General features: G+C 58.8%; 14 protein-coding genes. 7 read left to right on the forward strand and 7 right to left on the reverse strand.

The window, feature by feature from the left end; genetic code table 11:
* Window positions 1-115 precede the first annotated feature (115 nt).
* Complete coding sequence (locus AC3WMV_RS07950) at window positions 116-538, reverse strand: HD domain-containing protein (protein ID WP_103367717.1); 423 nt, start codon at window positions 536-538, stop codon at window positions 116-118.
* A gap of 15 nt (window positions 539-553) precedes the next feature.
* Complete coding sequence (locus AC3WMV_RS07955) at window positions 554-943, reverse strand: hypothetical protein (RefSeq protein WP_103367716.1); 390 nt, start codon at window positions 941-943, stop codon at window positions 554-556.
* A gap of 166 nt (window positions 944-1,109) precedes the next feature.
* Here AC3WMV_RS07955 and AC3WMV_RS07960 point away from each other — a divergent pair, with 166 nt between their 5' ends.
* Window positions 1,110-1,541 (forward strand): hypothetical protein, encoded by a 432-nt coding sequence (locus AC3WMV_RS07960; protein WP_097088875.1) that lies wholly within the window; start codon window positions 1,110-1,112, stop codon window positions 1,539-1,541.
* Window positions 1,542-1,618: 77 nt separating this feature from the next.
* Here AC3WMV_RS07960 and AC3WMV_RS07965 read toward each other — a convergent pair whose 3' ends face one another.
* A complete protein-coding gene (locus AC3WMV_RS07965; RefSeq protein ID WP_103367715.1) occupies window positions 1,619-1,903 on the reverse strand; it encodes a hypothetical protein in 285 nt (94 codons plus the stop codon).
* A gap of 370 nt (window positions 1,904-2,273) precedes the next feature.
* Here AC3WMV_RS07965 and AC3WMV_RS07970 point away from each other — a divergent pair, with 370 nt between their 5' ends.
* A complete protein-coding gene (locus AC3WMV_RS07970; protein ID WP_103367714.1) occupies window positions 2,274-2,567 on the forward strand; it encodes a hypothetical protein in 294 nt (97 codons plus the stop codon).
* A 172-nt stretch (window positions 2,568-2,739) separates the two neighbouring features.
* Here the strand turns inward: AC3WMV_RS07970 and AC3WMV_RS07975 are convergent, their stop codons facing one another.
* From AC3WMV_RS07975 to AC3WMV_RS07990, 4 genes are all read right to left on the reverse strand, one after another.
* Window positions 2,740-3,288 (reverse strand): cupin domain-containing protein, encoded by a 549-nt coding sequence (locus AC3WMV_RS07975; protein WP_003226097.1) that lies wholly within the window; start codon window positions 3,286-3,288, stop codon window positions 2,740-2,742.
* A gap of 491 nt (window positions 3,289-3,779) precedes the next feature.
* Window positions 3,780-5,063, reverse strand: coding sequence for an NAD(P)/FAD-dependent oxidoreductase (locus AC3WMV_RS07980; protein ID WP_103367713.1), 1,284 nt, complete (start codon window positions 5,061-5,063; stop codon window positions 3,780-3,782).
* A 51-nt stretch (window positions 5,064-5,114) separates the two neighbouring features.
* Window positions 5,115-6,605 carry an aldehyde dehydrogenase gene (locus AC3WMV_RS07985; RefSeq protein WP_103370534.1) on the reverse strand — a complete coding sequence of 497 codons (1,491 nt, stop codon included), beginning with the start codon at window positions 6,603-6,605 and terminating at the stop codon, window positions 5,115-5,117.
* Between the two features lie 182 nt (window positions 6,606-6,787).
* Window positions 6,788-8,164, reverse strand: a complete 1,377-nt coding sequence (locus AC3WMV_RS07990; protein ID WP_027611689.1) for a glutamine synthetase family protein — start codon at window positions 8,162-8,164, stop codon at window positions 6,788-6,790.
* 282 nt (window positions 8,165-8,446) lie between these two features.
* Here AC3WMV_RS07990 and AC3WMV_RS07995 point away from each other — a divergent pair, with 282 nt between their 5' ends.
* The 5 genes from AC3WMV_RS07995 to AC3WMV_RS08015 all read left to right on the forward strand — a co-directional run bounded on the left by AC3WMV_RS07995 (window position 8,447) and on the right by AC3WMV_RS08015 (window position 13,819).
* Window positions 8,447-9,208: a gamma-glutamyl-gamma-aminobutyrate hydrolase family protein gene (locus AC3WMV_RS07995; protein WP_027611688.1), complete on the forward strand. Its 762-nt coding sequence runs from the start codon at window positions 8,447-8,449 to the stop codon at window positions 9,206-9,208.
* Between the two features lie 368 nt (window positions 9,209-9,576).
* On the forward strand, window positions 9,577-10,719 hold the full coding sequence (gene potA, locus AC3WMV_RS08000; protein WP_041073459.1) for a polyamine ABC transporter ATP-binding protein: 1,143 nt from the start codon (window positions 9,577-9,579) through the stop codon (window positions 10,717-10,719).
* A 29-nt stretch (window positions 10,720-10,748) separates the two neighbouring features.
* Entirely contained in the window at window positions 10,749-11,630 is an 882-nt protein-coding gene (locus tag AC3WMV_RS08005) for an ABC transporter permease subunit (protein WP_171061872.1), read from the forward strand.
* Window positions 11,627-12,499: an ABC transporter permease subunit gene (locus AC3WMV_RS08010; protein WP_103367711.1), complete on the forward strand. Its 873-nt coding sequence runs from the start codon at window positions 11,627-11,629 to the stop codon at window positions 12,497-12,499. The genes AC3WMV_RS08005 and AC3WMV_RS08010 overlap by 4 nt, the downstream gene beginning before the upstream one ends.
* A 222-nt stretch (window positions 12,500-12,721) precedes the next feature.
* Window positions 12,722-13,819: a polyamine ABC transporter substrate-binding protein gene (locus AC3WMV_RS08015; RefSeq protein ID WP_103367710.1), complete on the forward strand. Its 1,098-nt coding sequence runs from the start codon at window positions 12,722-12,724 to the stop codon at window positions 13,817-13,819.
* The last annotated feature ends 54 nt before the right edge of the window (window positions 13,820-13,873 follow it).

The following is a 13,873-nucleotide window of genomic DNA, read 5'->3' on the forward strand; positions in this document are numbered from 1 at the left end:
CCGACATCAATCCCATGTAGGAGCTGCCGCAGGCTGCGATCTTTTGACTTTGATTTTTAGAAGCAAGATCAAAAGATCGCAGCCTTCGGCAGCTCCTACAGGGGGGTATTCCTTCTTACGTGCGCAACCGCCCAATCGCCCGCCGATACTTCTCGACCCGTTCCAGATCCTCCCAATTTGGCGAGGCAATCCGCGACAGGTCGCTGTTCTCTTCCAGATCCGCCAGTTTCACCACCCGGCCAATCGGGTTCTGCGCCGCGCGCTCGACGAAATCCTCGTAGGATTCGCCCGGCACTTTGGTCACTGATTCAATCGCCGTCAGCACCTCTTCGCTGAAACCTTCCTTGCGCAAGTCATCGAGGCTGACGCCGCAATCCTCGACCACGTCGTGCAGCACGGCGACGATGCGTTCTTCCAGCGAATTCATGCGCAACATGACTTTCAGCGGATGCAAAATGTACGGCGCACCGCCCTTGTCGACCTGCCCGGTGTGGGCGGTGGCGGCGATGGCGATAGCGCGTTCGAGGGTTTGAGTCATGGAAGTCTCCGTGGTTTAAACGCCATAGCGGCCGCCAACGTGGATGTTGCGTTTGAGCCAATTGCGGATCGCTTCAAGCCGTCCGGTTGGCTTCGCTGGCCCGGAATGACGTTGAAGAATCAGCGAGACCACGGTGGACTGATCGGCTTTTGGATGGGCATCGATCAACTCGGCAACCCACGCACAATCAGCTTTTCTCAGGTGTTCACGCCACTCGCCCGGCCAAGCGTCCAACTCATTCAGCGCCAACCATCGCGCACCGCCGTGTTCCATGTGCCCGCCCGACATCGACTGCTCGAAACAGAAAGGCGAGTCTGGCTTTGCAGGGTCAATGTGAAACAGATAGATGTCGTGAAAGGGATGCTGCGATGGGAGCGCGTTATTGCGGCTGCCGATTTCGATCATGGGCAATGTTCCAATCCTTGGGCGCTTAATGTTTCCGATTGTTTCGCAGTGTACGCCACACGAGCAAATCAAAAACCCGATGGAACCTCCCTCCTCCACGCCATCTCGAAACTATAAAGCGCCAAAAGCTTCGATCAGACCCGGCGCCCCTGAAGAGGAAACCCCGATGAACATTCGCTTCCTGCTTCTGATCGCCACGTTCGCCGTCATCCCCACCTGCGTCATGGCCGAAGGCTGCGACGTTCAGACCCAATCCTCCAGCGCTTCGGTGCCAGCGGTGGAAACCCACAGCTGCTACGAATACGAAGGCATGCCCGTCAGCTCCATCGACTGGTCGTGCAGCAATGAAAGCAAAGACATGCTCAACAGTAAGAAAACCAAGGTCGAGCACTGTGCCGACCACTATCAGGCCACGTGTATCGCCACGATCACCCAGGAATCCCTGGCCAACCCTCACTCCACCAGCAAAGACAAAAATGCCAAGGCGCTGAATATCCCCGACAACGCCCAAGTGACCACGTATTACTATGACGTGGATCATTTGGCCCAGGCGCGAATTGATTGTGAGAATGGTGGTGGGCATTGGAAGGCGAAGTAAGCGTTTGATATCTGTGTTTGCGACAGGCAAAGAAAAGCCCGGCTCAAAAGACCGGGCTTTTTAATGCGCAATATCCGTTAACCACCGCCGTTACCCCCACTGCTGCTACCGGACGGTTGACCTGCAGGGCTGGGCTTGGAGGCAGAAGGCACCGGCCCATTATCGGTCTTGCCACCATCCCCACCTTCAGGCAGCGAATTGGCATCCGGATCGGCATGGGTGGCAGGGGACGCCGGGTCGCGAGTCTGGCTGTTGCCGTCGTTTGCCGTTGGGGTGGGCGTATCGCCGGCCGCGATCGCATACAGCGAGCTGCCGGACAGCAACGCCGCGAGGGTCAACACCGCGATTTTATGGTTCAACATGGTGGCTCTTCCTCTGCTGGGTGAGTTACAGCATTGGAAGAAGGTGTGTGGCGAAGGTGCGGTGTGTCGGACGAATGGTTATCGCCCAGTCATTTCGCGTAGTTTCGATATCTGAAAACTTCGTAGGAAAACACTTCATGTGGCGAGGGAGCTTGCTCCCGCTGGGCCTGCGAAGCGGCCCCAAAACCGAATAGTCCGTTTTGCTAGCGGTACCGTCGAGTCAGCGAACGTGAAGCTTTATAACTGATTAAAAGGTGAGTTATTAATTTTTCATTCAAAAACCTGTCAGCAATGACAGGTTAGAAAAAACGGCTATTGCGATAACCTATGTTTTCGGCAAGATCAATATTTATCGTTCAGGAGATTATCCATGAGTGCGTTATATGCCTACTACAATAAGTCCGACGAGTTTTCTGCCAATCGCATAATAAAAGTTGGACTCATGAAAGGGGCTGAGGCTATGTATTTCAAAGGTGAGAGCGTTTCATGCACGGAGGAAATAAAAGAGGGTTGGTATTACGATGAAAAAAGCCGAAAGTTCATGACTGAGCAAGAATTTGATAACAGTCGCGAAAAATACAGAATTTCACCTGCTCCCTCGGCAGCCCCGACAATAACGTCAGCGAAAGACAGCCTAGGATCAGGGCCTACCAGATCGTATTAAGACTTCGCTAGAGTTTGGACGAGAAAAAAAATGCTTTCGAGGCTATTGGCTCATACAAAAAATCACTATATACGCCTCCAAATGCACCGCTGGCTCTCTGGAGTTCAGTGGTGCACTTTCAGCAAACGTGCTCAAGCACAACGGATTGAATTAATTTTCAAAGTAAAACAAATCAAAAATTCGCCGGCGTATTCGCACTAATAATCTCCGCCTCATCCGCCCCGATATTCCGGAACTTATGCGGCAGTGTCGTCGGAAAATAATACCCATCCCCCGCATTCAACACGCTCACTTGCCCATCCACGGTCAACTCAACAGTGCCGCGCGTAACAAGCCCACACTCCTCACCTTCCGCATGCACGATCGGCTCTTCCCCGGAGCTCGCGCCCGGTGCGTATTGCTCACGCAGCAAGCGCATCTGACGGCTCGGCACCGAGGCGCCAATGAGCAGCAGGCGCAGGCCGTGGCGGCCGAGGTCGGGTTGTTCGTTGGCGCGGAAGACGTATTGGTGTTCGCGCGGGGGCTGGTCGAAGGTGAAGAAGTCGGCCAGGGACATCGGGATGCCTTCGAGCAGCTTTTTCAGCGAGCTGACGGAAGGACTGACGCGATTCTGTTCGATCAGGGAGATGGTGGCATTGGTCACGCCGCTACGCCGGGCCAGCTCGCGCTGGGAGAGTTTGTAGCTTTCGCGTACTAGTTTGAGTCGAGAACCCGTATCCATGACAGCCTTATGTGAGTAGTACTTAAGGGTAATGGGGGTGGGTGGCGGGTGCCGCGCAAGGCGCGCGGATCACGTTGCTCCCGTGTCCCGGAACCGTGAAAGGCGGCTATTAAATCACGTTTGCCGGTGTTGCTCAGCAGGTTCGATGGACGGTGGGGCAAAAGTCCCTCTTGCCTTGTTAATACAGTCACTGTGGGAGCGAGCCTGCTCGCGAAAGCGGTGTGTCAGTCGACAACGATGTTGGTTGATATGGCCTCTTCGCGAGCAGGCTCGCTCCCACAGTCGGATCACTTTTGTGTCAGTTGGCTTTGTGGCGGTTGTCAGGGAGTCATCGCTGGCAAGCCAGACTCCCACAGGGTTTGCAGTGTTTCTGTGGGAGTGATGGTGCCTGTACTGGCGCCATCGCGAGCAGGCTCACTCCTACAGTGGTCACCTTGGTGTTTCAGGTAAAAAACCGGCGGGGTCCTGGGGGCCGCCGCCGGGGAGGTAACTTAGATGCCGAAACGGTCGCGCAGCGAGTAGTAGACGGCGCCGAGGGCGGTCAACGGGGCGGAGAAGGTGCGGCCGCCGATCATTGGCATGTGTGGCAGGGAGGCGAAGGCGTCGAAGCGTTCGGCGTCGCCGCGGATCATTTCCGAGATCAGTTTGCCGGCCAGATGCGAGCAAGTGACGCCATGGCCGCTGTAGCCCTGCATGTAGTAGGCGTTTTTCTCGATGCGGCCGAATTGCGGCATGCGTGACATGGTCAGCAGGAAGTTGCCGGTCCAGCGGTAGTCGATTTTCACGTCCTTGAGCTGCGGGAAGGTCTTGAGGATCTTCGGCCGGATCAGCTGTTCGATGTCGTCCGGTTCGCGGGCGCCGTAGACCACGCCGCCGCCGTACAGCAGACGGTTATCGGCCGTCAGGCGGTAGTAATCCAGCAGATAGTTGCAGTCTTCGACGCAGTAGTTGTTGGTGATCAGGCTCCGCGCCTGCTTCTCGGTCAGCGGTTCGGTGACGACGATCTGCGAGCCGCACGGCATGCTTTTCGCGGTCACGCGGTTGTCCAGACCTTGCGGCAGATAGGCGTTGCCGGCGATCAGCAGGTACTTGGCGCGCACCTGGCCTTTGGCGGTGCGCACGACGTTCGGCTCGCCGTACTTGATTTCCACGGCTGCCGATTGCTCGTAAATCTTGCCACCCAGACGCACGATGGCCGCGGCTTCACCGAGGGCCAGGTTCAGCGGATGTACGTGACCGCCCTGCAAGTCCAGCAGGCCGCCAACGTAGGCGTCGGAGCCGATTTCGCGACGGATGTCAGCGGCATCGAGCATCTTCAGGTTCTTGTTGCCGTAACGTTCCCAACTGCGCTTCTGCTCGGCCAGGCCGTTGAGCTGTTTCTTGTTCATCGCTGCGAAAATGCCGCCCGGGCGGTAGTCGCATTGGATGTCGTAGTCCTTGATCCGCGAACGGATGATGTCGGCACCTTCGAAGATCATGCTGCCGAGGATTTCCGCCGTCTTGTCGCCGTAGCGCTCTTCGATCACATCGACGTCACGACTGTAGGAGTTGACCAGTTGCCCGCCATTGCGGCCACTGGCGCCGTAGCCGACTTTCGCCGCTTCGAGCACCGTGACTTTATAGCCGGCCTCGGTGAGGAACAGCGCCGAGGACAGGCCGGTGTAGCCGGCGCCGATGATGCAGACATCGCACTCGACCGACTCTTCAAGGGTCGGGAAGTCGATGACTTCGTTGCGGGTGGCGGCGTAGTAGCTGTTGACGTGTTGTTGCTTCATTTTATTGTTCTCCGAGGGCCGCTCATCAGGAGCGACCGCCGCTGTAGAAAATCAGAGCTTGATCCAGGTCGCTTTCAGCTCGGTGTACTTGTCAAACGCGTGCAGCGATTTGTCGCGACCGTTGCCCGACTGTTTGAAGCCACCGAACGGTGCGGTCATGTCGCCGCCGTCGTACTGGTTGACCCAGACGCTGCCGGCCCGCAGGCCACGGGCGAAGGTGTGCGCCTTGCTCAGGTTGCTGGTCCAGACACCGGCGGCGAGGCCGAAGATACTGTCGTTGGCGATCTGCAGCGCTTCTTCAACGGTGTCGAAGGTGATCAGCGACAGCACCGGGCCGAAGATTTCTTCGCGGGCGATGGTCATCGCATTGGTCACGCCGTCGAAGATCGCCGGTTGCACATAGAGGCCACCGGTTTCTTCGAGGGTGCGCTGGCCGCCGGCAATCAGCTCGGCGCCCTGCTCACGGCCGATGCTGATGTAGCGCAGTACGTTGTCCAGTTGACGCTGATCGACCACCGCACCGACGGTGGTCGCCGGGTCGAGGGCGTGCCCCGGTTTCCACGCTTGCAGCGCTTCCACCAGCAGCGGGATGAATTGCTCGCGGATCGAACGCTCGACCAACAGGCGCGAACCGGCAGTGCACACTTCGCCCTGGTTGAAGGCGATCGCACCGGCCGCAGCCTGGGCGGCCGCGCGCAAGTCCGGGGCGTCGGCGAAAACCACGTTCGGGCTCTTGCCACCGGCTTCGAGCCAGACGCGTTTCATGTTGCTCTGGCCGGCATAAATCATCAGTTGTTTGGCAATCGCCGTGGAGCCGGTGAAGGCCAGCACGTCGACGTCCATGTGCAGCGCCAGCGCCTTGCCAACGGTGTGGCCGAAGCCCGGCAGGACGTTGAACACGCCTTTCGGAATGCCCGCGTCCAGCGCGAGCTGGGCGATGCGGATCGCGGTCAGTGGCGACTTTTCCGAAGGCTTGAGAATGAACGAGTTACCCGCCGCCAGCGCCGGGGCGAATTTCCAGCTGGCCATGATCAGCGGGAAGTTCCACGGCACGATCGCGGCGACTACGCCGGATGGCTCGCGGGTCACCAGGCCGAGTTGATCGTGCGGGGTGGCGGCGACTTCGTCGTAGATTTTGTCAATGGCTTCGGCGCTCCAGCGGATCGCGTTGGCGGTCGCCGGAATGTCGATGCTCATCGAGTCGCTGATCGGTTTACCCATGTCGAGGGTTTCCAGCAGCGCCAGTTCTTCCTGGTGTTGCAGGATCAGATCGGCGAAGCGGATCAGGATGCGTTTGCGCTCGGCCGGGGCTTTGTTGGCCCACACGCCGGAGTTGAACGATTGGCGCGCGACTTCGACGGCGAGGTTGGCGTCGGCTTCATCGGTGCTGGCCACGGAGGCGAGAAAACGGCCGTCGACGGGGCTCAGGCATTCGAAGGTGGCGCCGCTGATCGCCGGGCGATATTCACCGTTGATGAACGCGCGGGATTCGATGGTCAGGGACTGGAAGCGTTGTTCCCAGTCGTTGCGTGTGGTTGTCATTGTTGTGGCTCGACAAGGGGATGGATGACGGGCAAACACCCGTCAATCGAATTGGGTAACCGAATCCCCTGTGGGAGCGGGCTTGCTCGCGAAGACGTCGTGTCAGCCAACATTAACTTTGAATGACATACCGCATTCGCGAGCAAGCCCGCTCCCACATTGGGTCGGTGTTGGTCTGCAAATCAGACGGTATGCAGATACCAGTTGTACTCAAGGTCGGAAATCGAGTTCTCGAACTCGGCCAGCTCGCTTTCCTTGCACGCGACGAACACGTCGATGTACATCGGGTCGATGTACTTGGCCATGACTTCGCTGTCGTCCAGCTCGCGCAACGCGTCGCGCAGGTTGTTTGGCAGGCTCTGTTCGTTCTGCTCGTAGCTGTTGCCTTCAACCGGCGCGCCCGGCTCGATCTGGTTAGTCAGGCCGTGGTGAATGCCGGCCAGTACCGAAGCCATCAGCAGGTACGGGTTGGCGTCGGCACCGGCCACGCGATGTTCGATGCGCACGGCGTCAGCCGAACCGGTCGGTACACGTACCGCAACGGTGCGGTTGTCGATGCCCCAGCTCGGCGAGTTCGGCACGTAGAACTGCGCGCCGAAGCGGCGGTACGAGTTGACGTTCGGGCACAGGAACGCCATTTGCGCAGGCAGGGTCTCCAGCACACCGCCGATCGCGTGGCGCAGCGCGGCGTTCTGCTCGGGATCCTCGCTGGCGAAGATGTTGTTGCCTTCTTTGTCCAGGATCGAAATGTGCACGTGCAGACCGTTGCCCGCCTGGCCCGGATACGGCTTGGCCATGAAGGTGGTGTCCATCTCGTGGTCGTAGGCGATGTTCTTCACCAGACGCTTGAGCAGCACCGCGTAGTCGCAAGCCTTGATCGGGTCGGAGACGTGATGCAGGTTGACTTCGAACTGCGCCGGGGCGCTTTCCTTGACGATGGCGTCAGCCGGAATGCCCTGCTCTTTCGCGCCTTCCAGAATGTCTTGCAGGCAGTCGACGTATTCGTCGAGATCGTCGATCAGATACACCTGAGTCGACACCGGGCGCTTGCCGGACACCGGCGAACGTGGCGACTGCGGACGGCCGTTCACGTTGTCCTGGTCGATCAGGTAGAACTCCAGTTCGAACGCGGCGCAGATGGTCAGGCCCAGTTCATCGAACTTGCGCACCACGTTGGCCAGCACTTCACGCGGGTCGGCGAAGAACGGCTCGCCCTCGATCTCGTGCATGGTCATCAGCAGTTGTGCGGTAGGGCGCTTCTGCCACGGCTCGATGCTCAGGGTGCCAGGGATCGGGTAGCAGATGCGGTCGGCGTCGCCGATGTCCAGGCCCAGACCGGTGCTTTCCACCGTGGAGCCATTGATGTCGAGGGCGAAGAGCGAGGCCGGCAGGTTGATGCCTTTCTCGTAAACCTTGTGAAGACTGGTGCGCTCGATGCGCTTGCCGCGCACCACACCGTTCATGTCTGCAATCAGAAGGTCGACGTACAAAACCTCAGGATGTTTCTTAAGGAATGCGTTTGCTTCGTTGAGTTGAACGGCACGCAGAGGGACCGACATGATGCACCTATTTAGCTGTTAATTATTATGTTCACTGCTGTTTCGCCGAGCCAGTCAATCCGAAAGGCAAAGTGAAGTCAATAGCGAACACCTGGCCGCTCAGCGTTTATTTTTCGGGCTTTTTTTAACACTCACGTGCCAATGCAGGCGCCGCAAGGCCTGGAATCATGAAGATTGGATGAACGGCGTTTAGAATTTTTTACATGGCAGTTGTTAATTAAAATCAACGAGGCTAAGCTCCGGAAAAGCTCGTTCAAGTGTCAAACTTCGAGGTGAATAAAAATGGCATTCAAGCCATTGATCGGCGTTACTGCGTGCGTCAAACAGATTGGCCTGCACCCCTATCACATCAGCGGCGACAAGTACGTACGTGCTGTCAGCGTTGGCGCTCAGGGTCTTCCAGTGGTCATTCCTTCCCTTGGCAAACTGACTGAAATCGAAGACCTGCTCGGTCAACTCGACGGTCTGTTGCTGACCGGCTCACCCTCGAACGTGGAGCCCTTCCACTATCAAGGCCCGGCCAGCGAACCCGGTACGGATCACGATCCGGCGCGGGACGCCACTACCCTTCCTTTATTGCGTGCAGCCATTGCCGCGGGCGTTCCGGTGCTCGGCATTTGCCGTGGCTTCCAGGAAATGAACGTGGCGTTCGGCGGCAGCCTGCACCAGAAAGTGCATGAGCTGCCGGGCATGCTCGATCACCGTGAAGCCGACAGCCCGGACGTGGCCGTGCAATACGCACCGGCGCATGCCGTGAGCGTGCTGGCGGGCGGTGTGTTCGAAGCGCTGGCGTTGCCGGGCGAGTTCCAGGTCAACTCGATTCACAGCCAGGGCATCGACCGCCTCGCGCCCGGCCTGCGTGCCGAAGCGGTGGCGCCGGATGGCCTGATCGAGGCGATCTCGGTCGAGCACAGCCCGACATTCGCCCTCGGCGTGCAATGGCACCCGGAATGGCAGGTGCTGGACAACCCGAACTACCTGAAGATTTTCCAGGCATTCGGCGAGGCCTGCCGGCAACGGGCAGCGCGACGCAACCAGCGCTGACACCACCCAGGATTTCAAAACTGTTTACTGCCCCCACGGGGTCGGCGGTTGCGCGTGTGCGCATCCGTCATCCGTGAAAACAACAAACCGTAATAACAACAAGTACGACCCAGGCAGCCAGGACGGCGGCGCCGAACAAGCCCTCGGCAGCGCAAGGTCAGTCAGGCATGCGCAATTCCCCTGTAGGAGTGAGCCTGCTCGCGATAGCAGTAGACCAGTCAACAGAGATGTCGACTGAGATGGCCTCATCGCGAGCAGGCTCACTCCTACAGGGGGATATGTAATGACTGAAATTGCGCTTACAGGCTTGCAATCCACTTAAGCCCGGCCACGTTGGCCGAGCGAACGAAACCTGTTGGGAGTTTCACATGGCAAACGCCTCCAGCACTTACCGGAAGGCACTTGAAGGCCACCAGCAACCGAAAAAGGTTCTGGTGAAAGTCGATCGTGTCACCAAGAAGTTCGACGAAACCACGGCAGTGGACGATGTGTCCCTGGAGATCCATCAGGGCGAAATATTTGCCCTGCTCGGTGGCTCCGGCTCGGGCAAATCGACCCTGCTGCGCATGCTCGCCGGTTTCGAGCGCCCGACCGAAGGGCGGATTCTGCTCGACGGCGTGGACATCACCGACATGCCGCCGTACGAGCGGCCGATCAACATGATGTTCCAGTCCTACGCGCTGTTCCCGCACATGACTGTGGCGCAGAACATCGCCTTCGGCCTCAAGCAGGACCGTTTGCCGGCCAGCGAAATCGATGCCCGTGTCGAAGAGATGCTGCGCCTGGTGCACATGACCCAATACGCCAAACGCAAACCCCATCAGTTGTCCGGCGGTCAGCGCCAGCGCGTCGCCCTTGCCCGCTCCCTCGCTAAACGTCCGAAGCTGTTGCTGCTCGACGAACCGATGGGCGCGCTGGATAAAAAACTGCGTTCGCAGATGCAACTGGAACTGGTCGAGATCATCGAGCGCGTCGGCGTGACCTGCGTGATGGTGACCCACGACCAGGAAGAGGCCATGACCATGGCCGAGCGCATCGCGATCATGCACCTCGGCTGGATCGCCCAGATCGGCAGCCCGGTGGACATCTATGAAGCACCGGTCAGCCGCATGGTCTGCGAATTCATCGGCAACGTGAACGCCTTCGATGGCACCGTGGTGGAAGACCTTGAAGGTCACGCGATCATCCACAGCCCGGATCTGCAGCAGAAGATCTACGTCGGCCACGGCGTCAGCACGTCGGTGCAGGACAAGTCGATCACCTACGCGATCCGTCCGGAAAAAATGCTCGTCAGCACCCTCAAGCCAGAGACGCGCTACAACTGGTCCGAAGGCAAGGTGCATGACATCGCCTACCTCGGCGGCCACTCGGTGTTCTACGTCGAACTGCCCGGCGGCAAGATCGTCCAGTCGTTCATGGCCAACGCCGAACGCCGTGGCGCGCGTCCGACCTGGGACGACAAGGTCTACGTCTGGTGGGAAGACGATAGCGGCGTGGTACTGCGCTCATGAGAACCTTCAATCAGCAATTCCTGCGCCTGGTGCCCAGCGGGCGAAAGTTCGTCATCGGCATCCCGTTCATCTGGCTGTTCCTGTTCTTCATGTTGCCGTTCTTCCTGGTGATGAAGATCAGCTTCTCGGAAGCCGCGCTGTCGATCCCGCCGTACTCGGAGATCTACACCTACGCCGAACAGAAATTCCAGCTGATGCTCAACATCGGCAACTACACCATGCTCGGCGAAGACGAGCTGTACCTGTCGGCCTACCTCGGTTCGCTGAAGGTCGCGGCGCTGAGCACGCTGATGTGCCTGGTGATCGGTTTCCCGATGGCCTATGCGATCACCAAAGCGAGCAAGGAAGCGCAAAACGTCCTGCTGCTGTTGATCATGATGCCGACCTGGACCGCGATCCTGATCCGTGTTTACGCGTGGATGGGCATCCTCAGCAACAACGGTCTGCTCAACGCGTTTCTGATGTGGACCGGGCTCACCGATCACCCGATCGAGATCCTCAACACCAACACCGCGGTGTATATCGGCGTGGTGTATGCGTACCTGCCATTCATGGTGCTGCCGCTGTACGCCAACCTGGTGAAGCACGATGGCAGCCTGCTGGAAGCCGCGTCGGATCTGGGTTCGAGCAACTTCAACAACTTCTGGAAAATCACCGTGCCGCTGGCCAAGAACGGCATCATTGCTGGCTGCATGCTGGTGTTCATTCCGGTGGTCGGCGAGTTCGTGATCCCCGAATTGCTGGGTGGCCCGGAGACGCTGATGATCGGTCGCGTGCTGTGGCAAGAGTTCTTCAATAACCGCGACTGGCCGGTGGCGTCTGCGCTGGCGGTGGTGATGCTGTTGATCCTGATTGTGCCGATTCTGCTGTTCAACCGCAGCCAGGCCAAAGAGATGGAGGCACGGGGATGAAACGCTTCGGTTTTTCCAAGTTCATGTTGATCTTCGGCCTGATGTTCATCTATCTGCCGATGCTGATTCTGGTGATCTACTCGTTCAACGCCTCAAAACTGGTGACGGTGTGGGGCGGCTGGTCGGTGAAGTGGTACGTCGGCCTGCTCGACAACACGCAACTGATGGGCTCGGTGGTGCGCTCGCTGGAAATCGCCTGCTACACCGCGATTGCCGCAGTGGCGTTGGGCACCCTCGCCGCCTTCGTGCTGACGCGAGTGACGCGCTTCAAGGGTCGCACGCTGTTTGGCGGTCTGGTGACGGCGCCACTGGTGATGCCTGAGGTGATCACCGGTCTGTCGCTGTTGCTGCTGTTCGTGGCGATGGCGCAGTTGATCGGCTGGCCGCAGGAGCGTGGCATCGTCACGATCTGGATCGCCCACACCACGTTTTGTGCCGCCTATGTGGCGGTGGTAGTCTCCGCCCGCCTGCGGGAGCTGGATCTGTCGATCGAAGAAGCCGCGATGGATCTGGGGGCCAAGCCGTTCAAGGTGTTTTTCCTGATCACCATTCCAATGATCGCGCCGTCGCTGGCAGCGGGCGGAATGATGTCGTTCGCCCTGTCGCTGGACGACCTGGTGCTGGCGAGCTTCGTCTCAGGTCCGGGTTCGACCACGCTGCCGATGGAAGTGTTCTCGGCGGTACGTCTGGGCGTGAAGCCTGAGATCAACGCCGTGGCCAGCCTGATTCTGCTGGCGGTGTCGCTGGTGACCTTCCTGGTCTGGTACTTCGGTCGCAAGGCAGAAGCCAACCGCAAGAAAGCGATTCAGGAAGCGATGGATCAGACAGCGAATGAGGCGTGGCAGCCTCAGCGCGCAGCCACCGCCTAAGCAACACCGATGAACACTGTGGTGAGGGGATTCATCCCCGATCGGCTGCGAAGCAGTCGCCAAACCATTGCATGCGGTGTCCCTGTTACACCGCAAGTGCCTGGCTTGGGGCCGCTTCGCGACCCATCGGGGATAAATCCCCTCACCACAGCAAGCTCCCTCGCCACAGGTTTTACGTACACCCGGTTTGTGTTTTTGAATAAAAAGAATGGAGTTTCACCGATGAAAATGTTTGGCAGGACTCTGCTGACACTGTCCTTAATGGGCGCAATCGCCACGGGCGTCCAGGCCAACGACAAGGTGCTGCGTGTTTACAACTGGTCCGATTACATCGCGCCGGACACCGTCAAGAAGTTCGAAGACGAGACCGGCATCCAGGTGACCTACGACGTGTTCGACAGCAACGAGACCCTCGAGGCGCGTTTGCTGGCGGGCAAATCCGGTTACGACATTGTCGTGCCGTCCAACAGTTTCCTGGCCAAGCAGATCAAGGCCGGGGTCTATCAGCCGCTCGACAAATCCAAGCTGTCGAACTGGAAGAATCTCAACCCGGTGCTGCTGAAAAACGCCGCCGCCAGTGATCCGGACAACGCTCACGCGTTCCCGTACATGTGGGGCTCGATCGGCATCGGCTACAACCCGGACAAGGTCAAGGAAGTGCTCGGCGCCAAGGCCCCGACCAACTCTTGGGACTTGCTGTTCAAGCCGGAAAACGCCGAGAAGCTGAAAGCCTGTGGCATCAGTTTCCTCGACTCGCCGACCGAAATGATCCCGGCCGCCCTGCACTATCTGGGCTATCCGGTGAACGACAAGGACAAGGCGCACATTCTCGAAGCCGAAGCGCTGTTCATGAAGATCCGCCCGTACGTGGCGTACTTCCATTCCTCGAAGTACATCTCGGACCTGGCCAACGGCAATATCTGCGTGGCGGTCGGTTACTCCGGTGACGTGCTGCAGGCCAAGGCCCGCGCGGTGGAAGCCGGCAACAAAGTGCAGATCGACTACAGCATTCCAAAGGAAGGCGCCGGCAGCTTCTACGACATGGTCGCCATCCCGCGCGATGCCGCCAACGTAGAGAACGCCTACCTGTTCATGAACTTCCTGATGCGCCCGGACATCATCGCCGAGATCACCAACAGCAACGGCTACAGCAACGCCAACTCGGCCGCTACGCCACTGGTGGACGAAGCGATCCGCAACGACCCGGGGTCGTATCCGTCGCAGACGGTGATGGCGACGTTATATGCGGTGCCGGATCAGCCGATTGCCACCCAACGGATCATGACCCGCGGCTGGACCCGGGTGAAGCTCGGTAAATAATTCACTGCAAATCAAAAAATGTGGGAGCGAGCCTGCTCGCGAAAGTGGTGGTTC

Source organism: Pseudomonas sp. FW305-3-2-15-E-TSA4, assembly GCF_058787295.1.

Bases quoted from the DNA above. Each gene is read 5' to 3' on its own strand.
- AC3WMV_RS07950 (WP_103367717.1), bottom strand. From the start codon at position 538: ATGACTCAAACCCTCGAACGCGCTATCGCCATCGCCGCCACCGCCCAC.
- AC3WMV_RS07955 (WP_103367716.1), bottom strand. From the start codon at position 943: ATGATCGAAATCGGCAGCCGCAATAACGCGCTCCCATCGCAGCATCCC.
- AC3WMV_RS07960 (WP_097088875.1), top strand. From the start codon at position 1,110: ATGAACATTCGCTTCCTGCTTCTGATCGCCACGTTCGCCGTCATCCCC.
- AC3WMV_RS07965 (WP_103367715.1), bottom strand. From the start codon at position 1,903: ATGTTGAACCATAAAATCGCGGTGTTGACCCTCGCGGCGTTGCTGTCC.
- AC3WMV_RS07970 (WP_103367714.1), top strand. From the start codon at position 2,274: ATGAGTGCGTTATATGCCTACTACAATAAGTCCGACGAGTTTTCTGCC.
- AC3WMV_RS07975 (WP_003226097.1), bottom strand. From the start codon at position 3,288: ATGGATACGGGTTCTCGACTCAAACTAGTACGCGAAAGCTACAAACTC.
- AC3WMV_RS07980 (WP_103367713.1), bottom strand. From the start codon at position 5,063: ATGAAGCAACAACACGTCAACAGCTACTACGCCGCCACCCGCAACGAA.
- AC3WMV_RS07985 (WP_103370534.1), bottom strand. From the start codon at position 6,605: ATGACAACCACACGCAACGACTGGGAACAACGCTTCCAGTCCCTGACC.
- AC3WMV_RS07990 (WP_027611689.1), bottom strand. From the start codon at position 8,164: ATGTCGGTCCCTCTGCGTGCCGTTCAACTCAACGAAGCAAACGCATTC.
- AC3WMV_RS07995 (WP_027611688.1), top strand. From the start codon at position 8,447: ATGGCATTCAAGCCATTGATCGGCGTTACTGCGTGCGTCAAACAGATT.
- potA (WP_041073459.1), top strand. From the start codon at position 9,577: ATGGCAAACGCCTCCAGCACTTACCGGAAGGCACTTGAAGGCCACCAG.
- AC3WMV_RS08010 (WP_103367711.1), top strand. From the start codon at position 11,627: ATGAAACGCTTCGGTTTTTCCAAGTTCATGTTGATCTTCGGCCTGATG.
- AC3WMV_RS08015 (WP_103367710.1), top strand. From the start codon at position 12,722: ATGAAAATGTTTGGCAGGACTCTGCTGACACTGTCCTTAATGGGCGCA.